The organism is Ramlibacter pinisoli (assembly GCF_009758015.1).
GTDB classification, from domain to species: Bacteria; Pseudomonadota; Gammaproteobacteria; order Burkholderiales; family Burkholderiaceae_C; genus Ramlibacter; species Ramlibacter pinisoli.
On record NZ_WSEL01000009.1, the window covers coordinates 1,227,501 to 1,249,982 of the forward strand.

Below are 22,482 nucleotides of genomic sequence, written 5' to 3' on the forward strand. Positions count from 1 at the left end.
GGCCTGACCTTCGCGCGCGGCCTGCGGTCCATCCTGCGGCACGACCCCGACAAGATCATGGTGGGCGAGATCCGCGATCCCGAGACGGCGCAGATCGCGGTGCAGTCCGCCCTCACCGGCCACCTGGTGTTCACCACCATCCATGCCAACAACGTCTTCGACGTGATCAACCGCTTCACGCAGATGGCCGTCGACGCGTACAGCTTCATGTCGGCGCTCAACGGCATCCTGGCGCAACGCCTGCTGCGCCAGGTCTGCACGAGCTGCGCGACCCCGGTGCAGCCGACCGCGGCGGAGCTGGCCGAATCCGGCATCGACCCGGAGGTGGGCCGCAGCTTCCAGTTCGTGGTCGGACAGGGCTGCGGGCGCTGCCGCGGCACCGGCTACCGCGGCCGCACGGCCATCGCCGAGATCCTGCTGCTCGACGACGAGCTGCGGCAGCTGATCATCGACCGGCAGCCCATCGCCCGCGTCAAGGAAGCCGCGCGCCGGCGCGGCCTGCGTTTGCTGCGCGAATCCGCGCTGGCGCTGGTGGCGGCAGGACGTACCACGTTGCAGGAGATCAACCGTGTCACCTTCGTGGACTAGCCGCTTCACCGCCGTCATCCGCCCCGACCGGGCCGCGCTCGTGCGCCGCCAGGGGTCGGCGCCGCAGCTGCAGTTGCAGGCCGAGGCGCCGTGCGCCGCCGCCACGCCGCAGGCCGCGGCCGCCGCCCTGGCCGACGTGCTGTCCCGCGCCGGCACGGCGGCGGGCGAGCTGACCATCGTGCTGTCGAACGAGTTCGTGCAGTACCTGCTGGTGTCCAGCCCGGCGCAGGTCGGGAACCGGGCGGAGCTGTCCGCCTTCGCCGCGGTCTGCTTCGACGAGACCTTCGGCGCCGACCCCGGCCGGGTGATCCTGACCGGCCGCGAACAGCAGCCGGGCGTGCGCATCGCCGCGGCGCTGGGCGGCGGGCTGCTGGCCGGCCTGCGCGAGACGGCAGCGCGGTCGCCGCTGCGCGTGGTGTCGATCCAGCCCTACCTGTCGGCCGTGTTCAACCGGCTGCGCCGGACCCTGCCACCCAGCGATTTCGCGTTCCTGGTGGCGGAGCCGGACCGCAGCTGCCTGATGCTCGCCAACAAGGGCGCCTGGCGCAGCGTGCGCAACACGGCCGTTCCCGCCAAGCCGCGCGAACTCGCCAACCTGATCGAGCGGGAGGCCGTGCTCGCCGGGCTGGGCGAGCACGAGATGCCGCCGATCTTCGTGCACGCCCCCGGGCAGGACGGGCTCCAGGTCCCTGCCTGCCAGGGCGTGGTGCCCAGGACCATCTCCTGCCCCGGTGCCGGGGGCGGACCCGATCCCCTGCTGGCGATGGCCGGCGCGGTGGCCTGACATGCGCAAGCTGGACTTCGACTTCCAGCGCGAACCGTCGCCGAGCCCCTGGGGCTGGGCCCTGCTGCTGGTGGGCATCGCCTGCGTGGCGGGCGTGCTCGAGGTGCAGCTGGACCACGGACACCAGCAGGAGGACCAGGGGGCGCGCTGGGCGCGGCTGCAGGCCGCGGGCGGCCCCGGCGCGCAACTCGCGGCGGCGGACGCGAGGGACGGCGCCGACCTGATCGCCGCCCGCAAGGTGCTGGAGCGCTCACAGCTGCCGTGGGATTCCCTCTTCGCGGCGCTCGAGGCCACCGACCAGGCCGATGTCGCGCTGCTGGCCGTGGTGCCCGACGTCCTGCGGCGCCAGGTGAAGATCCACGCCGAGGCGCGCACCCTGGGCTCGATGCTCCAGTTCCACCGGCAACTGCAGCAGCAGCCGGGCCTGGCCCAGGTGGTCCTGGTCGACCACGCCATCGCCACCGACGCGGTCGGCACGCCGGTCCGCTTCCACATCAGCGCCAGCTGGGGAGTCGCCCATGCGAGTCCCTAGGCTGGCGGCCGCCGAATTCCTGCGCGCGCTGCGCTGGCCCGGCGCGGCCGGGGCACTGCTGGCCGCGGCCAGCCTGGCCTGGACCGGCGCCGTGCTGCTGCCGGCCCAGGCCCGGCTCGCGGCCGGGCAGGAGCAACTGGCCAGGGCGGAACGCCGTGCCGCGGCCGTGCGCAGCGGGCTCGCGAGCGCGCCGCAATCGGCGGCCACCCGGCGCAAGCTGTTCTACGGCGCCCTGCCGGCCATGACGGAGCTGACGCAGAACATCGACCGCATCTATGCCGCCGCGGCCACCGAGCAGCTGTCGCTGGTGCGCGGCGAGTACATGGGGGCCGAGATCCCGGCGGCCGGACTGGTGCGCTACAAGATCGTGCTGCCCCTCAAGGGCACGTACCCGCAGGTGCGCCGCTTCGCCGCGGCCTGTGCCACCGGGGTTCCCGGGCTGTCACTGGACGACCTGAGCCTGCAGCGCCAGAGCATCGCCGACGCCAAGGTCGATGCGCGCGTGCAGATGTCCATCTACGTGGCGGTGCGGTGATGAGCCGGCGCTGGCTGTTCTGGACCACCTTCCTGGCCGGCGCCGGCGTCGTGGCCGCCTGGCCCGCCCTGGTCGGGCAGACTGCCGCCGCGCCGGCGCCTGCCGCCGGTCCGCGCGGCCCCGCGGCGGTTGCAGCGGGGCCGCTGGACCGGCTGCGCGGCTTGCCGCCGGCGCCGCCACCGGACACGCCGGCCGCCGAACCAGCTGGCGCGGCGGCCTCCCGCCCGGCCGGCGTCGAGCTCTTCGCGGTCAAGTCCTGGCAGCCGCCCCCGCCGCCGCCACCGCCCGTCACCGTTGCCACCGCGCCGGCGGCTCCGCCCCCGCCCGCCGCGCCCGCCGCCCCGCCGCTGCCCTTCCGCTTCCTGGGCCGGCTCGAGCAGGACGCCAGCCGCAAGGTGTTCCTGCAGCGGGGCGAGCGCGTGTACGCGGTGGCCGCCGGCGACGTGATCGACGGCCAGTACCGGGTCGACAGCATCGATGCCGCCCAGCTGCGGCTGACGTACCTGCCCTTGAACATTGCCCAGACCCTGGGGATCGGAAGCAGTTGATGGACCCCGTTCGCCTTGGCCGCCCCACCCTCTTCGCCACGACCGTCCTCGCGCTCGCGCTGGCCGGCTGCGCGTCCGAGAACGCCCTGCGCGACGGACAGGCGCTGCTCGACCAGGGCCGCTACGAGGAGGGCCTCGCCCGCCTCCACGATGCCGCCGCGCAGGCCCCGGGCGAGCCCCGCTACCGCGCCGCCCTGGCCCTCCAGCAGGAGCGGGCGGTCGCCAGCCTGCTCGCGCAGGCCGAGCGGCAGCGAACGGCCGGCGAGTCCGAGGCCGCCGCCGAGACCTACCGGCGGGTGCTGCGCCTGAGCCCCCGCAATGCGCGCGCGACCGACGCACTGGGTGCGCTGGACCAGCGGCGCAACGTCGAGGAGATGCAGAAGCAGGCCCGCGCCGCCTTCCGGCGCGGCGACCTGGAACTGGCGGAAAAGCAGCTGGCCGGCGTGCTGGCACTGGACCCCAACCTGTCCGATGCGCAGGTGCTGCGGCGCGAGATCGACCTGCAGCACGCCCGCACGGCCAGCCCCTACCCGCGCCTGCGCACCCGCTTCACGCGCCCGGTCACGCTGGAGTTCCGCGACGCCAACCTGAAGATGGTGCTGGACGTGCTGTCGCGCACGACGGGCATCAACTTCATCGTCGACAAGGACGTCAGGCCCGACCTGAAGGCCACCATCTTCGTCAGGCAGGTGGCCGTGGAAGACGCCCTGGACCTGCTGCTGTCCCAGAGCCAGCTGGAGAAGAAGGTCCTGAACGACAACACCGTCATCGTCTACCCCGCCACGCCGGCCAAGCTGCGCGAGTACCAGGACTGGGTGATCCGCACGTTCTTCATCACCAACATGGACGTCAAGCAGGCCCAGACCCTGATCCGGACAATGCTCAAGACCAAGGACCTGTTCGTCGACGAGAAGCTGAACGCGCTCACCATGCGCGACTCGCCGGATGCCGTGCGCCTGGCCGAGAAGCTGCTCCAGGCGCAGGACCAGGCCGAGGCGGAGGTGGTGCTGGAGGTGGAGCTGCTGGACGTCTCGCGCGACCGCTTCCTCGATCTCGGGATCCAGTGGCCGTCGACCTTCACGGTCCTGGCGCCGAACGGGGGGGCGGCGGCGCTGCTCAGCGACCTGCACGGCCCCATCACCGACAACCGGATCGGGATCGACCGCTCCCTGCAGGCGCGCGCGAAATCGCTGAACAACGACGTCAACACGCTCGCCAGCCCGCGCATCCGCGTGCGCAACAAGGACAAGGCGAAGATCCACATCGGCGACCGCATCCCCGTGGTCAACGCCACCTCGGTCCCGTCGACGCAGGGCCCGGTGATCACGGAGACGGTGCAGTACCTCGACACCGGCATCAAGCTCGAGGTGGAGCCGACCATCTACCAGAGCGACGAAGTGGCGATCAAGCTGTCGCTCGAGGTGAGCGACTCGCAGGACGCCGGCCGCACGAACTCCGGCACCACGCTGGTCCGCGTCAAGACCAGCAATGCCAGCACGTCCCTGCGCCTGAAGAACGGCGAAACCCAGATCCTGGCGGGCCTGATCCGCAACGACCATGCCGCCAACGCCGACCAGGTGCCCGGCCTGGGCGACATCCCCGGCCTCGGCAGGCTGTTCGGCCAGCACGACGACAGCTGGAAGAAGCGCGAGCTCGTGCTCTCCATCACCCCGCGCATCGTCCGCAACACGCCGTACCTGCCACCGCACATGCTGGAGTACGGCTCCGGCACCGAATCGGGCGTGCGGTCCCGCCCGCTGTCGCTGCAGGACCCCGGCCGGCCGGGCGAGGACGCCGTGACGCTGACCGCCCCGCCCGGCGAGTCGGCCCCGGTCCCGCCGCCGCCGGTCGTGGGCAGCGCGCGCGGCGCGACGCTGCCCATGCCGCCCCGGTCCGCGGGGACCACCGCCCCCGCCAACCTGCCGCCCCCGCCGCCGGCGGTCATCACGCCGCCCGACACGCCCGTCAGCCCGGCCCCGCTGGACCGGCCGGTGACCGGCATCCCAGCGCCGCTGACGCTGGCGCTGGAGGGCGACAGCCGCCTGAAGGTGGGCGACGAGACCCTCGTCACCGTGCTGCTGAAGGCGACCCAGCCGGTCATCAGCACCGCGCTGCAGATCGGCTTCGACCCCAAGGTGCTCAAGGTCACCGAGGTTGTGGAAGGCGAGCTGCTGCGCAGCGACGGCGTGGTCACGACCTACTCCTCCAACACCGACGAGACCACCGGTCGCGTCTTCGTCGGCGTGTCCCGGCCCACGGGGGGGCCTGGGATGACCGCCGAGGGGCCGCTGGTGCAGCTGAAGGTGCAGGCGCTCGCACCCTCCTCGTCCAGCCCGCTGAAGGTGCTGGTCTTCTCCGGCATCGGCCCCGGCAACAGGCTGCAGCCCGCCGCCCTGCCGGCGGCCCTCGACCTGGCGGTGACGGAGCCCTGACATGCGCCGCGCAGCGCGGGGGTTCACGCTGGTCGAGCTGGTCATCACGGTGGCCATCCTCGGCCTGCTCGCCTCGATCGCCATGCCGCTGGCGGAGACCATGGTGCGCAGGAGCAAGGAGCAGGAACTGAAGGCCGCGCTCACGACCCTGCGCGACGCCATCGATGCCTACAGGGATGCGGTGGAAGCCGGGCGTGTCGCGCGCTCGGCCGGCGATGCGGGCTACCCCGCCTCCCTGCAGGTGCTGGTCGACGGCGTGGCCGACCGGTCGGCGGGCGCCGGCGGCAAGCTCTACTTCCTGCGGCGCGTGCCGCGCGACCCGTTCGCCGACCCGGCCCTGCCGGCCGTGCAGACCTGGGGCCTGCGCAGTTCGGACAGCCCGCCCGACGCGCCGCAGCCGGGCAAGGATGTCTTCGACGTGCGCTCGCTGTCCGAGGGGCAGGCCCTGGACGGCACGCCGTACCGGAGCTGGTGATGGACCCGCGCAGGAACCGCCGTCCGGGAGGGTTCACCCTCATCGAGCTGATGATCGTGCTGGCGATCGTCGCCACCCTGCTCACCATCGCCGTGCCCAGCTACTTCGGCAGCCTCGACAACGCGCGCGAGACGTCACTGCGCAAGAGCCTGTCGGTCATGCGCGAAGCCATCGACCAGTACCACAGCGACCGCAACAAGTACCCCGACACCCTGCAGGAGCTGGTGACCGCGCGCTACCTGCGCAGCATCCCGCCCGACCCGGTGACCGGCGCCAGCGACCAGTGGGTGTTCGAGCTGTCCGGGGACGAGGGCCAGCGCGGCCTGCGCGATGTGCACAGCGCCGCGCCCGGCAACGGCCGCGACGGAACGCCGTATGCGAGCTGGTAGGCGGCGCGGTCGCGAGCGGGGGTTCACCTACCTCGGCGTGCTCTTCATCGTGGGCGTGATCGGCCTCGGGCTGGCCGGCACCGGCGCGACCTGGACCATCGCAGCCAGGCGGGCGCACGAGCGCCAGTTGCTCTGGACCGGCAAGCAGTACGCGCGTGCCATCCAGGCCTACTGGCAGCAGTCGCCCGGGATCCGGCAATACCCGAGCCGGCTCGACGACCTGGTGGCGGACGACCGCTTCCCGGTGCAGCGTCACCACCTGCGCGAGCTCTATCGCGACCCGGTCAGTGGCGAGCCGTTCGCGCCCGTGCTGAGTCCCGAGGGCCGCATCGCCGGCGTGCACAGCCCCTCCGACGCGACGCCGCTGAAGCAGGACGGCTTCTCGCCGCCGTGGCAGGCCTTCAAGGGCATGACGCGCTACTCCGACTGGCTGTTCATCGCCGAGAGCGCCCGGCCGGCGCTGGCCACGCCGGGCCAGGCCGCCCAGGGTCCCCAGCCTGCCCAGGGTCCCCAGGTGACCCAGGCCGCCCAGCGCCCCTGACGGTCACTTGAGCTGGATGCCGATGTTCTGCGCCCCACCGAGCACGGGGTTGCTGGAGTAGGTCCGGATGTTCCGCGGCAGCGTCGACCAGGTCTTGGTGTCGGTCGGATCGCTGGGGCCGCCGGGCACCCCCCCCACGTCGTAGCTGAAGTTGCCGGCCGCATCGACGACGGCGGTCCCGATCACGCAGCTCGGGTTGGTGGCCGTGCCGTTGCAGGACGCGCCGGTGCGCAAGGTGCCATCCAGGTAGACGATGGTCAGCTGCTGGCCGGAGCGCACGGTGTCCGTGCCGGTGACGGTCCAGCGGGTGCTGGTCGAGCCGCCCGAGTTGCCGATCTTGAACTGGTTCTTGGTGTAGGCGATGGTCTCGGCGCCGGTCACCGTCACGGTGCCGCTGGCGGTGTTGGCCGAGAGCAGGCCCGCCGCGTCCTTGACCCGGTAGTTGACGACGAAGTTGCCGGCGGAAGTCGGCTGGAAGCTGATCGTGCCCGCCGTCGGGACCGGCTGCACTCCCAGTCCCGCGGGCCAGGCCGTGATCACCGCATCCCGGACGTCGGCATTGCCGTCCGGATCGGTCGATGTCGCGATCAGGTTCAGCTGGTTGGGCTTGGCGACGACCGCGCCGGCCGCCACGTTGCCGGCGACCGGATAGTCGTTCACCGGCGTGATCGTGATCTGGGCCTGCGCCAGGTTGGAGGCCTGGCCGTTGACCGTCACCGAGTACTGCACGCTGTCGGTGCCGGACAGGTTGGCGTTCGGGGTGTAGGTCAGGATGCCGTCGGGCGACACCGAGGCCACGCCGAGACGGGGTGCCTGCGCGCTCACCGTCACCGTGCCGAGGTTGTTGGACACCACCTCGCGCAGCGTCTTGGTGTAGCCGTTGAGCACCACCGTGTCGTTGGCCAGCAGGTCGATGGTCACCGACTGGCCGGCGGCACAGAGGGTGGCCGCCGTCGGCGAGCAGTCCTCGTCGATCGTCACGCTGTCGTTCACGGCGCCGGGCACGCCCACGATCATGGCGGCGCCGTGCGCCGTGTCGGTGGTGCGCAGGGCCGAGCCGCCCTTGGTGGAGCTGACCTGGACCTGGGACGGGGGCGCGAGCAGGCCGGTGACCTGGGCCGAGTTGGCCGCCAGTTCGAGCCCGGTTCCCGCGCCCTTGCCGGCCGACACGCCCGGCGTGGTGGCGGGCGCCGGACCGTAGCCGGCCAGGGCGAGCACGGCGGTGGGATCGCTGGAGACGGCATTGACCGTCAGCGTCGCACCGGAAGCGCCCGCATAGCTGGCGCTGCTGATGGTGACGGTGTCCGTCACCCGTTCCAGCGAGTACGCCGGGACGACCTGTCCGGCGGCATTGCGGGCCGAACCGTCCTCGATGCAGACGTGGCTGGGCGGCTGGCCGCCGGGCTGGCTCTGGCCCCACACGTCGCTGCCGACGGCCGCCATCATGTGCGGCACCCCGGCAGGGGCGGAATAGGGACCGGGGCCGATCACGGTCGCCCCGGTGTTGGGATCGATCGACACCGCGCCGGCGCAGGCCTGGTCATAGAACGACACGAGGGGCGTCACGGGCGGTTGCTGCGGCCGCGCGGGAATGCGCGTCTGCAGCGTCGGCGAGGCGCTCGCGAAGACATCCAGGTCGGTCACGTTGCCGTAGCTGTCGGCCTTGTACGTCGCGCGGGCCCGGGCCACCTTCCCCGGCAGCGTCCCCGTCATCAGGCGGCCCGCCACGGTGAAGTTGGTCTCCCCGTCGGAGACGAAGATGACCGGGCCGTCGTGGTTCGGCGCCGGTGCCCGGACCTCGATGCGGAAGGTGTTGTGGTTGCGCACGACGCCGTCGCTGTCGGTGAAGTTCGGCAGCAGGCTGCCGGTGATCGGCCCCACGCGGGCCGGGTCGGCGAGGTACTGCTTGCCCGTTCCGGGACTGGGTGTCGGCGCACCGGTGGCGACGAGGAGGTCGTAGAACGGGTCCGTTCCGGGCGGGGCCGCCTGGAGGTCCGGCATGGGCGGCACTTCCGGCCCACCCGCCACCGGGGACGGCAGCAGGAAGGGTCCGATGGCGGTGTCGAGCGTGCATTCGAAGGTGTTGATGCAGGCGACCCCGACGTCATTCGTCTCGAAGATCCGCTCGCCGGCCTTCTGGTCGTAGTAGGTGATGTCGGAATACGGCGTGATGACGCGGTAGTCGCCGTCGAACGGCAGCCTGGGCATGAACAGCCGGATGCGGCCGAACGTCATCTGCGTGGTGTCGACGACCGGGCCGTTCGAGAACGCCGCTTCCAGCGCCACCACCAGCCGGGCCTTGAATCCGGCGCCCGCGTCGACCAGCGTGTTGTCGGCCGCGTAGTAGAAGTGCTCGTCGAAGAAGTTGTCCGGAAAGGCCTCCGGGAACACGGGGCCGGGTGGGACGAGGACGCACCAGCCTCCGTCGAGCTCGGACTGCGACTTCGGATCGCAGAACTCGATCGCGACGCCCGTCTTGTCCTGGAACCAGGCCGGGTAGCCGCCGATCGTCGGGGCCCTGCTGACAGGCCCCACCCGCTCCAGCACGGCCCGGGCCGGCCCGGCGCTGAGCATGAGTGCGATGGCTCCCGAGATCAATGTGAGTCGCGCGACCTTCATGACGATCTCCTGCTGTTGCGGTTACGGTTGAATCGATCGGAGGGACTCATTGCAAAGAGCGCACCATGCCGGCGGCAGGGCCGACGAGTGGATGCATCGCCGGGGCCGCAGGCAGTGGGCAACACACATCTCCAAGCACCATGGACGGCGTGGCGGGCGGGTCTCATGGCAGCGCGCCGATGCGTTCGGGGCCACGCAAAATTCCCCAACTTCGGGTGGGTCACCCACCCGGTCCCCCGGTCAGTCGGCGGCGCTCTGCAAGCGGTGGTAGCGGGCGATCACGCGCGGCACGTAGGCCTGCGTCTCGGGGTTGCGAGGCAGTCCGCCGCTCCGGTTCACGGCCGCCGGGCCCGCGTTGTAGGCGGCCAGGGCCAGCGCGAGGTCATTGCCGTAGAGCGCCAGCAGGCGCTTCAGGTACCTCGTCCCCGCCTCCACGTTCGCGGCCGGATCGCGTGCATCGTGGACACCCAGGTCACGCGCCGTGCCGGGCATCAGCTGCATCAGGCCGACCGCGCCCCTGGGCGACACCGCCGCCGCATCGAACCCGGATTCCACCTCGATGAGCGCCTGCAGCAACGCTTCGGGCAGGCCGTGGGCCTGCGCGGCGGAGCGCACGATGGCGGCGAACTTCTGGCGCTCCGCGCGCAGCCGGCGCGACCGCGCGGCGAGCGCATCCGGTCGCCCTGCCTCGGGCGCCGGCAGGGCCTCCACGTTGCCGAACACCAGGCCCTGCTCGCCGTCGTCGCGCACCGTGATGTCCGCCCGCGCAGGGAGTGCGGCGGCGACCGCCAGGACGGCGAGCAGCACGGCGCATCCACGACCCACCAGAACACGAGGCATGGCAGCTGCACAGGCAAAACCTGCGCCCGCTACCCGCGGCGCGCGGGCACCAAAGTTGCGTTGCAGCTTCTATCGACATCACACCGGACCGGACATGCTGCCCCACAAGTCCTTTTCCCATCGGAGCCGGCCTGCGCGGGCACGCCGCAGCGGCTTCACCCTGCTCGAACTGCTGGTGGTCCTGGTCGTGCTGGGCCTCCTCATCAGCATCGTCGGGCCCCGCTACTTCAACCAGCTCGGGAAGTCGGAGTCCAAGGCGGCGCAGACGCAGATCGCCAGCATCGCCAAGGCGCTCGACCTCTACCGGATCGACGTGGGCCGCTACCCGACCACGGAACAGGGGCTCGTCGCCCTGAGCACGGCGCCGTCCAGCGAGGCGAAGTGGCGCGGCCCCTACCTGCAGAAGGCCGTCCCGCCGGACCCCTGGGGCCGCCCCTACATCTACAAGTCGCCGGGCGACACGGGCGAGTTCGACCTCCTCTCGTACGGCAAGGACGGCAGCCCGGGCGGCACCGACGACAGCGCCGACGTCGCGTACTGACGCGGCGCCGCACGCCATGCAATACCGCGTCAAGGCCGTCGACGGCGCGCGCGCCGTGGTGCAGCTGGCGCTGCAGGCCGAATCGGCGCAGGCCGCGAGCGAGCTGGCGCAGCGCCAGGGGCTGCGCGTGCTGGCGGTGGCACCGCTTCGCCGCCTGCGCCTGGCCCCCACCCTCACCGGGCGCGGCGAGTTCCCGCTGGTGCTGTTCAGCCAGGAGCTCGCGACGCTGATCCAGGCCGGCCTGCCGCTGATCGCGGCGCTCGAGAGCCTGGCGGAGAAGGAGCAGGACCCGTCGAACCGCAAGCACCTGGACGCCGTCATCCGCCTGCTGTACGAGGGCAAGTCGTTCTCCGCCGCGCTCGCGCACTTTCCGGCGATCTTCCCCGAGCTCTACGTCGCCCTGATCCAGTCGAGCGAGAAGACCGGCGCCGTCAGCAGCGGGTTGCTGCGCTACGTCGCCTACCAGGCCCGGATCGACCTGCTGACGCAGAAGATCATCAGCGCCTCGGTCTATCCCGCCCTGCTGTTCGTCGTCGGCACCGGCGTGCTGCTGTTCCTGGTCGGGTATGTCGTGCCACGCTTCAGTGCCGTGCTGGGCGACCTCGGCCCGCGGCTGCCCTGGCTGTCACGCTGCCTCATGGACATCGGCTCGTGGATGCATGGCCACATGGCCGCGGTGTGCCTGGCCCTGGCGGCGGCGGTGGGCGGCGCCATCGGCCTGTGCCAGCTGGCAGTGGTGCGCCGGATGATCGGGGCCGTGGTGGTGGCGCTGCCCGGTGTCCGCGACCGGGTCTTCCTCTACCAGGTGACCCGGCTCTACCGGTCGCTGGGCATCCTGATGCAGAGCGGCATTCCGGCCCTCACGGCGCTCGGGATGGCGCGCGGGCTGCTCGGCGCCCGCATGGCCGCTTCGCTGGACCAGGCGGCGCAGCGCGTGCGCGAAGGCCTGCCGCTGTCCCGGGCCTTCGAGGCGCACCAGCTCTCGACACCGGTGGCGCTGCGCATGCTGCGGGCGGGAGAGCAGTCGGGCAACCTGGGCGCGATGCTGGAGCGGACCGCCGACTTCCACGACGAGGAGATGGGCCGCTGGATCGACTGGTTCGTGCGCCTGTTCGAACCCCTGCTGATGGTGTTCGTCGGCGCAGCGATCGGCATCGTGGTGATCCTGATGTACATCCCGATCTTCGAGCTGGCCGGGAGCATCCGCTAGTCGGGGCCGAACCCGGAGCCCGGTTCGTCGGCCGGGCGGCTGAGGCCCATCTTGTCGATGCGGTAGCGCATCATGTCGCGCGACAACCCCAGCATCTTGGCCGAGCGGGTGACGTTCCAGCCCGTCTTCTCCAGCGTCTTGATGACCAGGTTGCGCTCGATGTGGGCCAGGTCGGCGCCGTTCTTCGGCGGCGCCATGCAGCCCTGCCCGCAGGCCCCGGTGTGGTGGCAGTTCCCGGCGTCCGGCGCCAGGCTGGAGGACAGGGCCAGCTGGGCCGGCGTGATGACCCGGTCCTGCGTGAGCAGCACGGTCTGCTCCAGCATGTTGCGCAACTCGCGCACGTTGCCCGGCCAGTAGTAGCCGAGCAGTGCCGCCTCGGCGTCCGGGCTGAAGCGCAGGCCCGGCTTGCCATAGCGCCGCGCATGGCTCTCGAGGAAGTGGTTCGCCAGCAGCAGGATGTCGGCGCCGCGGCTGCGCAGCGTGGGGACCTGGATGGAGATGATGCGCAGCCGGAAGTAGAGGTCGCTGCGGAAATGGCCGCTCCTGACCATGGCCTCGAGATCCCGGTTCGTGGCGCTGATGATGCGCAGGTTGACCTTGCGCTCCCTCACCGACCCGACCCGGCGCACCGTCTTTTCCTCCAGCAGCTTGAGCAGCTTGGCCTGGAGGGCCATGTCGATCTCGCCGATCTCGTCGAGGAACAGGGTGCCGCCGTCGGCCGCCTCGACCAGACCCGTGCGCCGCTCCTTCGCATCGGTGAAGGCGCCCTTCTCGTGCCCGAACAGCTCGGATTCCAGCAGGTGCGAGGGGATGGAGGCGCAGTTGATCTCGACGAACGGACCGCTCGACCGCGTGCCATCGAAGTGCAACGCGCGGGCCACCAGTTCCTTGCCCGTCCCGGTCTCGCCCATGACCAGCACGGCGGGGAGTTCCTCGCCCGAGACGCGACGCTCCGCCTCCAGCACCTGGCCGATCCTGTTCTTCAGATCCTGGACGGCGGGAGAGGTGCCGAGCAGCGACCGGAGCCCGGCCCCGTGCGCCTGGCGCTGCTGGTGGAACTGCAGTGCCTGCTCCACCCGCGCGGCGCCGACCGCGCGCTCCAGCAGCATGTTCAGCTCCGCCATGGGCACGGGCTTGACCACGTAGTCGTACGCCCCGGCCTTCATGGCCTGGACGGCGGTCTGGGCGCTGTCGTCGCCGGTCATGACGATGCACTTGACCAGGGGATCGGTCTCGCGCAACTTCTTCATCATCTCGATGCCGGAGAGCCGGGGCAGGCGCTGGTCGGTCACCACCGCATCGGGATGCAGCGTCCCGCACAGCCCCAGCGCCTCCTCGGCGCAGCCGCAGGCCTCGACCTCCCAGCCGTTGCGTGCCAGGAAGGCGCTGATGTTGCCGGCCTGGACCGGATCGTCGTCCACCACCAGAATGGTCTTGCTCATACGTACCTCGCCTCCGTTCTGAACAGCAGCCGCACCTGCGTGCCGACCTTCTCCGCGCTGCTGAGGGACACCGACCCGCCGAACCGCTCCATCGCCCGCTTGAGCATGGGGAGCCCGACGCCGAGCCCGTGCGCCTTGGTCGTGTTGAACGGCCGGAAGGCGCTGGCGAGCTGCTGGGTGGACATGCCGACCCCGGTGTCGCTGACGGTGATCTCGACCCCCGGCGGCTCCTGGACCTGGTGCACGTCGATGCGCATCTCGCCGCCGCGCGGCATGGATTCGACGGCGTTGGACACGACGCTGTGCAGGGCCTGCGTCACCAGCGAGACGTTGCCCTCGACCAGCGGGCGGCAACCCGCCGGCTGGTCCCACTTCACCCGGACACCGGCACGCTCGAAGGCGGTGGCGAACGAATCCAGCACGTTCCCGAGCACGGCGCACAGGTCGACCGCTTCCGTGTCGCGGCCCAGCGGCCGGGAGTACAGCAGCAGCTCGCGGATCCACTGGGTGAGGAAGTCGACCTGCGTGATGATGTCCTGTGCGTTCTTGCGCACGGGCAGGTCGTCCGTCATCAGGGCCAGCTCCGCGCTGGACCGGACGCTCGCCAGGGGATTGCGCAGGCTGTGGGCGAGCGCGGTCGCCATCTCGCCGGCGAACACCTGCGATTCGGCCTCGACCAGCTGGCCCTGCTGCTGCGCGAGCAGGGTCGAGGCGCGGCGGATCATGCTGAACAGGCCCAGGTAGATGGCCACCACGCCCGCGGCCGTGGTCAGCCAGACGAGCAGCTGACCTGTCCGGATCACCTGCAGCAGGTCGCGCGGCTCCTTGTAGACCTCGAGCACGAACGGGACGTCGCCCTCGCCGGATGCGAGCGGGACGTAGGTCTCGACGAAGAACTCGCTGGGCTGCACGGAGAACCGCTGCTCCTCGCGCCTGGCGAGCTGGCCGGCATGGCGCCGCGCGACGTCGTCACCGGTGGCGAATGCTTCCTCCAGCTCCGGATTGGCGGTCGCGGGCATGCCGACCAGGCTTTCGTTCGTCGACCAGACGATGCGGCCATCGCGGGCGAACAGGTTGACCAGGAGCACGTCCGGAAGGCTCGCGATGTGGTCGAACCAGGCGCCGCGGGCCTCCAGGACAGCCGCGCTCGCGAGGCCGCCGCGATCGGCGTCCGCACGGGGATCCAGGCGACGCGCCAGATCGCGGATGCCGCTGCGGCGCCCCTCGACCGCCAGGCAGTTCTGGATGAACTGCGCAGTGAGCGCAGCGTCGCGCTGCAGGGTCTTTTCGCTGACGAAGTGCGACACGATGCCGGCCGACAGGGCCCCCACCGGGACCAGCGCGGCGAGACTGACGATGGAGAACCACCGCAGCAGGTTGAAGGACCGGGCGGGAGTCGTCACGGCGCCGGTCCTCCCCGCAACATGCCGCGGTCGTGCCTGTCCATCGGGATGGGATCCTGCGCAGCCCAGCAAACTCGGACGAGACACATCGAGAAAATTCCCCGTTGGACGCTGAAGTTGTATCAGTGTGCAAGGACATCTTGCAGCCATCCGCGGGCGAATTCAATTTGTCGCGTGCAAATCGGCACCAAGGTGCCGCGTGCCTTCCACCAAGGTGTGCCGGCCACGGCACGCGTGGCGCCGGTCGCGACGAGACCGGGGGTTCGAAGAAGGAGAAAAGAGGGCGCGAGAGCCGCCGACGCTGCACGCGTTCGGCGGCTGCGGGGGCCTCAGGCCACGCGCAGGGAGGGCGACGGACAGTCGTCGCCGGGGGTCGCTGCCGCGGGCCGGCAAGGGTCCCTGTGCGGCAGGCCCGTCCTCCACGTCGTCGGGAGTTCGCGGACGGCATCGATCCGGGCCCAGACGTCCGCCGGCCCGCAGCGCCAGACGCAGTGCAGGAGCTTGCGGAACTTCGGGCTTCGCCAGGCCTCGGCCTCGATGCGGTCGATGAAGAGGCGGCCCGAGTCGGCGATGAGATAGGCCAGCGGGCCAGCCACCAGCACGTTCAGCACCTCGGAGTCGCTCGTCAGGCGCAGGATGCGCAGCACGACTTCCCAGCAGTCTTCGGCGCTGGCCATCCCCAGGGGGAGCACCAGGTCGCGAACGGCCCAGCGCAGCGGGTGCTCGTCGACTTCGAGCAGCGTGGGGTCGCGCTGCGCGCGCACGTAGGCGGCGGCCCATTCGTCGAGGAAGCGCTCCCTTCTCGTGCCGCTCGAAGCGACCCGTGGCGTCTTCACGTCCAACACGATTTCTGCAGCGTTCGGCATCGAGGGGAGCTCCATTCCTTTCGGGCCCGGGAGTGCCGCAAATGTGCCATCTACCCATGTTTTGCAATAGGCTCTTTGGTGCTGACTTGTTGTTGAGCCCGTGGATTTCGTGCGGGGCTCGATGGAAGAACGTCAGGCCGGGGTTGAGGGAAGAACCGCATGCCGCGCTTGACGAGGGAGCGCCATGCCGGGGGCGAAAGGAAGTACCTCAGGCCGTGCTGGACAGAGAAACGTCACGCCGTGCTTGAAAGAGAGACGTCATGCCGGGCTCGACCCGGCATCCATCTCCGGACCACGGACGAGCCCGCTCCTCGTGCGGGAGATGGATTGCGGGTCAAGCCCGCAATGACGAGATCTGGGATGGATTGCGGGTCGAGCCCGCAATGACGGGATCCGAGATGGATGGCGGGCCCGCCCGCTACGACGAGACCTGGGATGGAGTGCGCGCGAGACGCTCCGCCGCCTCCGTCACCATGCGCTCGATGATCAGGGCCGCGGGTTCTGCGACGGACGGCCTCAGTCGGCGAGTGCCTTGTAGGCCATGGACACCGAGAGCACCATCAGCAAGGCGGAGAACAACTTCCTCAGTCCGGGCGCCGGCACCGCATGCGCCGCGCGGGCTCCCAGGGGCGCCATGGCGATGCTCGCGGCGGCGACCGCGAGCCAGGCCGGCACCCAGACGTAGCCGGCCGAGCCGGGTGGCAGGCCTGCAGCGTGGGCGCCCGATGCGACGTAACCGACCACGTTGACCGCCGCGATCGGAACGCCGAGTGCCGCCGAGGTCGCCACCGCATTGCGCATCGGAACGCCGTACCACGTCATCCAGGGAACGCTCACGAAGCCGCCGCCTGCGCCGGCCAGCCCCGAGACGAAGCCGATGGCGGCGCCCGCACCGGCCTGCCCGGCGGCGCCGGGCAACTGGCGCTGCGCTGCCGCTGGCCGCTCGACGACCATGTGCACGCTCGAGACCAGCACGAGGGCGGCAAACAGGAGCGCGAGCACGGCGCCCCTGGCATAGGTGAATGCGCCGAGGCTGCTGGCGATGCTGCCGATGACGATGCCGGGCGCCAGGCGCGCGACGGTGGTCCAGCGGACGGACCCGCGCCGGTGATGGGCCAGCGCACTGCTCGCGGACGTGAACAGGACGACGGCCATGGAGGTCGCGATCGCGACCTTCACCGCGACGTCGACGCCGATGTGCATTCCCGCGAGCAGCAGCGTGAGGCAGGGAACGAGGACCAGGCCTCCTCCGATGCCCAGGAGCCCGGCCAGGAAACCCGCCACCACCCCCAGCGACAACAGTTCGAGGATCAGCGCAGGATCGAGGCCGGCCACCATGGTTCCCCTCCGCTGCGGTCCTGATCGTGCGCAGGGCTTGCCACGCGCCCTGCGACCCCATTGTTCGATGCGTTCATCCTGCTCCTGTGTCTCGGCCCCATCGCCGCTGCAGGAAGTCTCGGCCACAATGGTCCTGGCCGTTGTGGCCGATAGCGGCGTTTCCCGCCAATTCCCCAGCGAGTTCCGCCATGCGCATCGGAATCCTTGCCTTCCCCGCCGTCCAGCTGCTCGACGTGGTCGGTCCGGCCGACGTGTTTGCCGAAGCGGCACGCCAGCTTGGCGACCCGCGTGCCTATGCGGTGCAGGTGATCGGCACCGAGCCGGGCGTGCTGCGCAGCAGCTGCGGTCTGCGGCTCGCGGTCGACGTCACGGTCTCCAGCTTTCGCGGCAAGCTGGACACCCTGCTCGTGGCGGGCAGTCCGGAGGTGGAGGCGCTGCGCTCGGGACAGGAGTTGCAGGCGTGGCTGCAGGCGCAGTCGCGGTCGGTGCGCCGCCTGGGGTCCGTCTGCACGGGGGCCTTCGTCCTGGCGGCCGCCGGTCTGCTGGACGGGCGACGGGTGACGACGCACTGGAATGAAGTCGCGCAGCTGGCCGCCGAGAACCCGCGGGTGGTGCTCGAGCCCGATGCGATCTACGTGAAGGACGGCAAGCTGTACACGTCCGCCGGCGTGACGGCCGGGCTCGACCTGGCGCTCGCGCTGGTGGAGGAAGACCACGGGCGGGAGCTGGCGCTGAAGGTCGCGCGGGAACTGGTCATGTTCCTCAAGCGCCCCGGAGGGCAGAGCCAGTTCAGCGCCCACCTCGCGGCGCAGGCCGCGGAGAAATCGCACATCCGCACCGTGCAGGAGCACGTCCTGTCGCATCTCAAGGCCGACCTTTCCGTGCCCCGGCTGGCCGCGCGCGCGCGCATGAGCGAGCGCAACTTCACGCGCGTGTTCCGCGACGAGACGGGGATGACGCCGGCGCAGTTCGTCGAGAACGCGCGGATCGACGAGGCGCGGCGCCTGCTGGAGGACTCCGATGTCCCGCTGAAGCGGCTGGCGACGAACATCGGCTACGCGACCGTCGACGCGTTCAGCCGTGCGTTCAACCGCCGGCTCGGCGTCAGCCCGCGCGAGTACCGCAGGCAGTTCGCCGGCTAGCGCCAGGCTGCGCGGGTAGCCTGGCGCCCGGCGTCCTGGCTACTCCTCGGAGCGGAACCCGGAGGCGCGCACGATGGGAGCCCAGAACTCCCGCTCGCGCTGCAACTGCTTCGCGTACTCGCCCGGCGTGAGCGTCAGCGGCTCGAGGCCGACCTGCTCGAAGGCCGTGCGCAGCGCCGGGTCCTGGCTGGCGGCCACCATGGACGCGTGGAGGTCCTGGATCGTGCCTGCCGGCGTCCCCGGAGGCGCAAAGATCCCGTAGGTCTCGACGCCACGGACTTTCGGGAAGCCCTGCTCGACGAAGGTCGCCACCGCCGGCAGGAACGGCGTCCTCTTCTCGCCGGACACCCCCAGGATCCTGATCTTCCCCTGCTGCAGGTACGGCAGGAAGTCCGCGACGAACCCGAAGTACGCCGGGATCTGCCCTCCGATCAGGTCCTGCATCGCAGGCGCGGACCCGCGGTAGCCGACGTGCTGGAGCTTCAATCCCGCCGCGTCGGACAGCTGGTAGCCCAGGAAATGCGCGAAGGATCCGGCAGCCGGGGAGGCATAGGTGGCGGAGCCGGGCATCCGGCGGACCCAGTCGACGTAGGTCGGCACGTCACGCACGCTGGCAGGGGCGGCGTTGCTGACGGCGAACGCGCAGGTGGCGGCGACCAGCGGCGACACGGGCAGCAGGTCTGCCGCCGGGTCGTACATGAGCCGCGAATACACGTGCGGGTAGATGGTCAGGGCGGACGTGTGCGTGCACAGGAGCGTGCCCCCATCCGCCCGCTCACGTTTGAGCTGGCTGTTGGCGATGCGGCCGGCGGCACCGGCCCGGTTGTCGATGATGTACTGGCGCCCCTGCTTGCGCCAGGCCGCCGCCAGCTGGCGTGCGGTCGTGTCGAGGGTGCCGCCGGCCGGATAGCCCACCAGGAGCTTGCCGACACCGGCACCCGTCTGGGCGAACGACGGCAGCAGCCAGCTCGCCGCCGGCACTGCCATGGCTAGACGCGCAAACGCGCGACGGTTCATTGCGTTCATTCCGCACCTCGCAAAGTTGGATGACTGGAGCGGCGCAATGATGGTGGCGGCTCGGGCCGAAGGGAACTGACGTCTTTGCAAGGGCAAAGTGCACGGCGTGCACTTCGGTCTGAGCTGACGACGCTCAGGGCTAACCGGCATCCCCCTTCCGCGTCATTGCGGACTTGATCCGCAATCCATCTCCCCATCGTGGTTCCGGTGCGGCCTCTCGTTCCGGAGATGGATGCCGGGTCAAGCCCGGCATGACGATGTCTTGCGCCAGCCCGGCATGGCGACGCTTGGGCCAGCCCGGCATGGCGACGCTCCGGGCTAGCCGAGCGCCTCCTCGGCCAGCCGCGCCGTCCTGGCCACCATCTCGCGCAGCCAGTTGTGCCCCTCGTCGTGCTCGTCGCGGCGATGCCAGACGGCCCGGATGGTGGACGTCCCGGCCGGGTAGGGAGGCTGCCGGCGCAGCAGGTCGCTGGTCTTGGCCAGCGCCATCGCCAGCGACGCGGGCACGATGGACAGCATGTCGGTCTCGCGCAGCAGTTCCGGGATCGCCAGGGAGTGCGGCACCGTCACGCGCGCCCGGGGCACTTCGTTCTCCTCGCGCAGCGCCTCCTCGAGCGCGTGCCGGTCGAACATCTCGGACTGCCGCGCGAGGCCGCGCTCCAGGATGAAACCCCCGACCGCGCCCTCCTCCTGGCCGCCCACGGAGAGGGTCACCAGCGGGTACTTCGCGATGTCCCGCAGCGTGAGCTTGCGGCGTGACGCGGGGTGCCCCTTGCGCATCAGGATGGCTTCGCCCTGGGACATCAGGGTGCGCGCGTTCAGCCGGCTGGGCACTTGCGCGAAGATCCCGATGGCCAGATCGATCCGTCCGAGATCGATCTGCTCCGCCAGGTCGATCCGGGTGGAGGGCCGGATCACGAGGTCCACGCCGGGCGCCACCTGCTGCAGTTCCCGGGACAACGGGGCAATGATCACGGCGGTGAGGTGGTCGTTCGCGGCGACCACGAACCGCCGCTTCGACTCCTCCGGCGAGAACGGCTCCACGCCCAGCGTGGCCTGGATCCGGCGCAGGGCATCGCGCAGGGTGGGTGCCATGGCCGCGGCGCGCCCGGTGGGGACCATCCCCTTGCCCGTGCGCATGAAGAGCTCGTCGCCCACCAGCTCGCGCAGCCTGCCGAGTGCGTGGCTCACCGCGGACTGTGTCAGGTTGAGCCGCTTGCCCGCGAGGACCAGGTTGCGTTCCTCGTAGACGGCATCGAAGACCTTGAGCAGGTTGAGGTCCATGCGGCCGATGCTCATGAGCGCTCTCCAGCAAGTGAAGGGCATGCATTATGGGCTTGCAGAAGCATCAGTTCCCTTCAGTCCGGCCCTCGCCCATGATTGCCTCCAGGTAACCGCCGGAACGCAGACATGACCACCGAAACCACCCTCAGAGACCGCGAAGCGCTGATCGAGCGCTCCGTTCCCTTCCTCGACGAAGTGAAGGACATGACCGCCGGCACCGCGGTCGAACGCTGGCTCAACCAGACCTACGGCCCGGACAGCGAGCTCTATCGAACGCTCGCCCGGCTGGTGAAGAGCGGCGTGGAAGACGGCTGGGCTGCCAGCGTCGAGATCGACGGCCCCAGCTACCGCCGCAGCCGCATCGCCGAGCCGTCCGAGCGCACCCTCCACTTCAGCATCACCGCGGTGTACATGGACAGCACCGGGAACCGCCAGGGCCACGCGGACCAGCGGCTGCGCGGCCAGTACCACGGCCATCCCTACGGCGAGTTCAACATGGTCGTCCCCCTCACCCCCGGCGCTGCCCTGAACGGCCCGAACGGCTGGTGCACCGGTGGCTGGACCGCGCCGGCGCCGGGCAGCCAGCACTACCCGGAAGCCAGGGGCGGCGCCGTGATCGCGCTGTTCTTCCTGCCCTCGGGCCGGATTTCCTACCACCCCGCACCGCAGGAGTAAGCAATGGACAACTCCGTCCGTGAATCCGGCCAGCAGGCCATCGCGCAATGCGTGTCGAACGTCCTGCGCTCGCGCCGCACCGTCCGTGCCTTCAAGCCGCTTCCCCTGGGTCGCCAGCTGGTCGAAGACATCCTGGAAGATGCCGCGACCGCCCCGAGCGGCGCCAACATCCAGCCCTGGCGCGTCTACGTCGTCAGTGGCGCGGTCAAGGACGAACTGGGCGCGGCGCTGCTCGCCGCCTCCCGCGCCGGCACCGTGCCTGCGCCCGCGCACTTCCCGGATCCGCTGCCGGATGTGTTCCGCGGCAGGCTGCAGGACTTCGGGGCGCGCTACTACGCGTCGCTCGGCATCGACCGGAACGACGCGGCTGCGCGCGCACGCCAGTCCGAACGCAACCTCTCGTTCTTCGGCGCACCGGTCGGCCTTCTGTTCAGCATCGACCGCCGCCTCAAGCCGCACAGCTGGATCGACCTGGGCTTGTTCGCGCAGAACGTGATGATCGCTGCGAAGGCGCGTGGCATCGACACCTGCCCCCAGGTGTCCTTCGCGCCGTTCCACGAAGTGATCGCGTCGCACCTGCAGATGGCGCCGGAGGAAGTGACCGCCTTCGGGATGTCCATGGGATACGGCGACCCGGACGCGAAGGTCAACCAGACAGCCATGCCGCGCGAGCAGGTGCGCGATTTCGCGCGGGTGGTGGGCTTCCCGGAATGACTGTGCGGACCATGGACGGCCCTCGCCACGCGGCGTGGACCAGGAAAACCCAGATGCACCGCCCGCTGCTTGCAGCCTGCGCCGTCGCGGCCGCGATGGGCGGCCTCGCACCCGCTCCCGCGGTGGCGCACGACGCGACCGAACGCGTGACCCCGGCGCTGCAGCAGTCCATCCCGAACATTCCCGGCAAGTCGCTGGTGGCCGTCGTCGTCGACTATGCGCCGGGGGCTGCCTCACCACCCCATGCGCATGCGAAGTCGGCCTTCATCTACGCCTACGTCGTCTCCGGCGCCATCGAATCGCAGGTGAACGACGGGCCCACGCAACTCCTGCGTGCAGGGGACAGCTTCCACGAGCCCCCTGGTGCGACGCATCGCGTGAGCCGCAATGCGAGCAGGACCGAGCCCGCGAAGCTGCTGGCGGTGTTCGTCGTCGACACCGGCGACGTGCCGCTCACCTCCCCGATCCGCCCCCCTGCTCCGGGGAAGTGACCGCGACCGGGCGCCCCGACCCGGGGCGACGACACGGCGCGCGCACGGCGCCGCACTGATCAACGGACCATCCCCG

Annotated in this window: 23 protein-coding genes (1 of these 23 cut by a window edge); 15 read left to right on the plus strand and 8 right to left on the minus strand. The window is 70.8% G+C overall.

Annotated features, from left to right (window positions below):
• The 9 genes in view from GON04_RS20225 to GON04_RS20265 are tightly spaced (at most 1 nt apart) and all read left to right on the plus strand, a layout consistent with a single transcriptional unit that may run on beyond the window.
• Positions 1-588, plus strand: the end of a protein-coding gene (locus GON04_RS20225) for a GspE/PulE family protein (protein ID WP_157400800.1). It extends 987 nt beyond the left edge of the window; the window shows 588 of its 1,575 coding nt (coding positions 988-1,575); its start codon lies off the left edge, out of view; the stop codon is at positions 586-588.
• The gene (locus tag GON04_RS20230) at positions 569-1,372 is read left to right on the plus strand and encodes a hypothetical protein (RefSeq protein ID WP_157399798.1); all 804 of its coding nucleotides are present in this window, start codon (positions 569-571) and stop codon (positions 1,370-1,372) included. Before GON04_RS20225 ends, GON04_RS20230 begins: the two co-directional genes overlap by 20 nt.
• 1 nt (position 1,373) lies before the next feature.
• Positions 1,374-1,904, plus strand: coding sequence for a pilus assembly protein (locus tag GON04_RS20235; RefSeq protein WP_157399799.1), 531 nt, complete (start codon positions 1,374-1,376; stop codon positions 1,902-1,904).
• Positions 1,891-2,439: a pilus assembly protein PilO gene (locus tag GON04_RS20240; RefSeq protein ID WP_157399800.1), complete on the plus strand. Its 549-nt coding sequence runs from the start codon at positions 1,891-1,893 to the stop codon at positions 2,437-2,439. The genes GON04_RS20235 and GON04_RS20240 overlap by 14 nt, the downstream gene beginning before the upstream one ends.
• Positions 2,439-2,987, plus strand: coding sequence for a secretion system X translation initiation factor (locus GON04_RS20245; RefSeq protein ID WP_157399801.1), 549 nt, complete (start codon positions 2,439-2,441; stop codon positions 2,985-2,987). Before GON04_RS20240 ends, GON04_RS20245 begins: the two co-directional genes overlap by 1 nt.
• Positions 2,987-5,419 carry a secretin and TonB N-terminal domain-containing protein gene (locus GON04_RS20250; RefSeq protein ID WP_157399802.1) on the plus strand — a complete coding sequence of 811 codons (2,433 nt, stop codon included), beginning with the start codon at positions 2,987-2,989 and terminating at the stop codon, positions 5,417-5,419. The genes GON04_RS20245 and GON04_RS20250 overlap by 1 nt, the downstream gene beginning before the upstream one ends.
• A 1-nt stretch (position 5,420) precedes the next feature.
• Positions 5,421-5,894, plus strand: coding sequence for a type IV pilin protein (locus GON04_RS20255; protein WP_157399803.1), 474 nt, complete (start codon positions 5,421-5,423; stop codon positions 5,892-5,894).
• The gene (locus GON04_RS20260; protein WP_157399804.1) at positions 5,894-6,283 is read left to right on the plus strand and encodes a type II secretion system protein; all 390 of its coding nucleotides are present in this window, start codon (positions 5,894-5,896) and stop codon (positions 6,281-6,283) included. The genes GON04_RS20255 and GON04_RS20260 overlap by 1 nt, the downstream gene beginning before the upstream one ends.
• A complete protein-coding gene (locus GON04_RS20265; protein WP_198349364.1) occupies positions 6,270-6,824 on the plus strand; it encodes a type II secretion system protein in 555 nt (184 codons plus the stop codon). The genes GON04_RS20260 and GON04_RS20265 overlap by 14 nt, the downstream gene beginning before the upstream one ends.
• A gap of 3 nt (positions 6,825-6,827) precedes the next feature.
• Here GON04_RS20265 and GON04_RS20270 read toward each other — a convergent pair whose 3' ends face one another.
• On the minus strand, positions 6,828-9,443 hold the full coding sequence (locus tag GON04_RS20270) for a cadherin-like domain-containing protein (protein ID WP_157399805.1): 2,616 nt from the start codon (positions 9,441-9,443) through the stop codon (positions 6,828-6,830).
• Positions 9,444-9,683: 240 nt separating this feature from the next.
• Complete coding sequence (locus GON04_RS20275) at positions 9,684-10,250, minus strand: transglycosylase SLT domain-containing protein (protein WP_198349365.1); 567 nt, start codon at positions 10,248-10,250, stop codon at positions 9,684-9,686.
• A gap of 127 nt (positions 10,251-10,377) precedes the next feature.
• On the opposite strand from GON04_RS20275, the gene gspG reads away from it, so the two are divergent.
• Both gspG and GON04_RS20285 read left to right on the plus strand, forming a co-directional pair.
• Positions 10,378-10,824 carry a type II secretion system major pseudopilin GspG gene (gene gspG, locus GON04_RS20280; RefSeq protein ID WP_157399807.1) on the plus strand — a complete coding sequence of 149 codons (447 nt, stop codon included), beginning with the start codon at positions 10,378-10,380 and terminating at the stop codon, positions 10,822-10,824.
• Between the two features lie 16 nt (positions 10,825-10,840).
• On the plus strand, positions 10,841-12,034 hold the full coding sequence (locus GON04_RS20285; RefSeq protein WP_157399808.1) for a type II secretion system F family protein: 1,194 nt from the start codon (positions 10,841-10,843) through the stop codon (positions 12,032-12,034).
• On the opposite strand, the gene GON04_RS20290 is transcribed toward GON04_RS20285, so the two are convergent.
• The 4 genes from GON04_RS20290 to GON04_RS20305 all read right to left on the minus strand — a co-directional run bounded on the left by GON04_RS20290 (position 12,031) and on the right by GON04_RS20305 (position 17,083).
• Positions 12,031-13,476: a sigma-54-dependent transcriptional regulator gene (locus tag GON04_RS20290; protein WP_157399809.1), complete on the minus strand. Its 1,446-nt coding sequence runs from the start codon at positions 13,474-13,476 to the stop codon at positions 12,031-12,033. The two genes, GON04_RS20285 and GON04_RS20290, sit on opposite strands and share 4 nt — an antisense overlap.
• Entirely contained in the window at positions 13,473-14,879 is a 1,407-nt protein-coding gene (locus GON04_RS27215) for an ATP-binding protein (RefSeq protein ID WP_181653683.1), read from the minus strand. Before GON04_RS27215 ends, GON04_RS20290 begins: the two co-directional genes overlap by 4 nt.
• Before the next feature lie 329 nt (positions 14,880-15,208).
• Complete coding sequence (locus tag GON04_RS20300; RefSeq protein WP_157399811.1) at positions 15,209-15,745, minus strand: DUF6869 domain-containing protein; 537 nt, start codon at positions 15,743-15,745, stop codon at positions 15,209-15,211.
• A 516-nt stretch (positions 15,746-16,261) separates the two neighbouring features.
• Positions 16,262-17,083 carry a sulfite exporter TauE/SafE family protein gene (locus GON04_RS20305; RefSeq protein WP_157399812.1) on the minus strand — a complete coding sequence of 274 codons (822 nt, stop codon included), beginning with the start codon at positions 17,081-17,083 and terminating at the stop codon, positions 16,262-16,264.
• Between the two features lie 188 nt (positions 17,084-17,271).
• Here GON04_RS20305 and GON04_RS20310 point away from each other — a divergent pair, with 188 nt between their 5' ends.
• Entirely contained in the window at positions 17,272-18,225 is a 954-nt protein-coding gene (locus GON04_RS20310; protein ID WP_157399813.1) for a GlxA family transcriptional regulator, read from the plus strand.
• A 39-nt stretch (positions 18,226-18,264) separates the two neighbouring features.
• On the opposite strand, the gene GON04_RS20315 is transcribed toward GON04_RS20310, so the two are convergent.
• Together GON04_RS20315 and GON04_RS20320 are read right to left on the minus strand one after the other, a co-directional pair.
• On the minus strand, positions 18,265-19,212 hold the full coding sequence (locus tag GON04_RS20315; protein ID WP_232533157.1) for a tripartite tricarboxylate transporter substrate-binding protein: 948 nt from the start codon (positions 19,210-19,212) through the stop codon (positions 18,265-18,267).
• A 348-nt stretch (positions 19,213-19,560) separates the two neighbouring features.
• On the minus strand, positions 19,561-20,541 hold the full coding sequence (locus tag GON04_RS20320; protein ID WP_157399815.1) for a LysR family transcriptional regulator: 981 nt from the start codon (positions 20,539-20,541) through the stop codon (positions 19,561-19,563).
• A 111-nt stretch (positions 20,542-20,652) separates the two neighbouring features.
• Between GON04_RS20320 and GON04_RS20325 the strand changes: the two genes are divergently transcribed.
• Genes GON04_RS20325 through GON04_RS20335 form a run of 3 tightly spaced genes read left to right on the plus strand, consistent with a single transcriptional unit; the run spans position 20,653 to position 22,406 of the window.
• The gene (locus GON04_RS20325; RefSeq protein ID WP_157399816.1) at positions 20,653-21,201 is read left to right on the plus strand and encodes a 4-hydroxylaminobenzoate lyase; all 549 of its coding nucleotides are present in this window, start codon (positions 20,653-20,655) and stop codon (positions 21,199-21,201) included.
• A 3-nt stretch (positions 21,202-21,204) separates the two neighbouring features.
• Positions 21,205-21,915, plus strand: a complete 711-nt coding sequence (locus GON04_RS20330) for a nitroreductase (RefSeq protein WP_157399817.1) — start codon at positions 21,205-21,207, stop codon at positions 21,913-21,915.
• 53 nt (positions 21,916-21,968) lie between these two features.
• Entirely contained in the window at positions 21,969-22,406 is a 438-nt protein-coding gene (locus GON04_RS20335; protein ID WP_157399818.1) for a cupin domain-containing protein, read from the plus strand.
• The last annotated feature ends 76 nt before the right edge of the window (positions 22,407-22,482 follow it).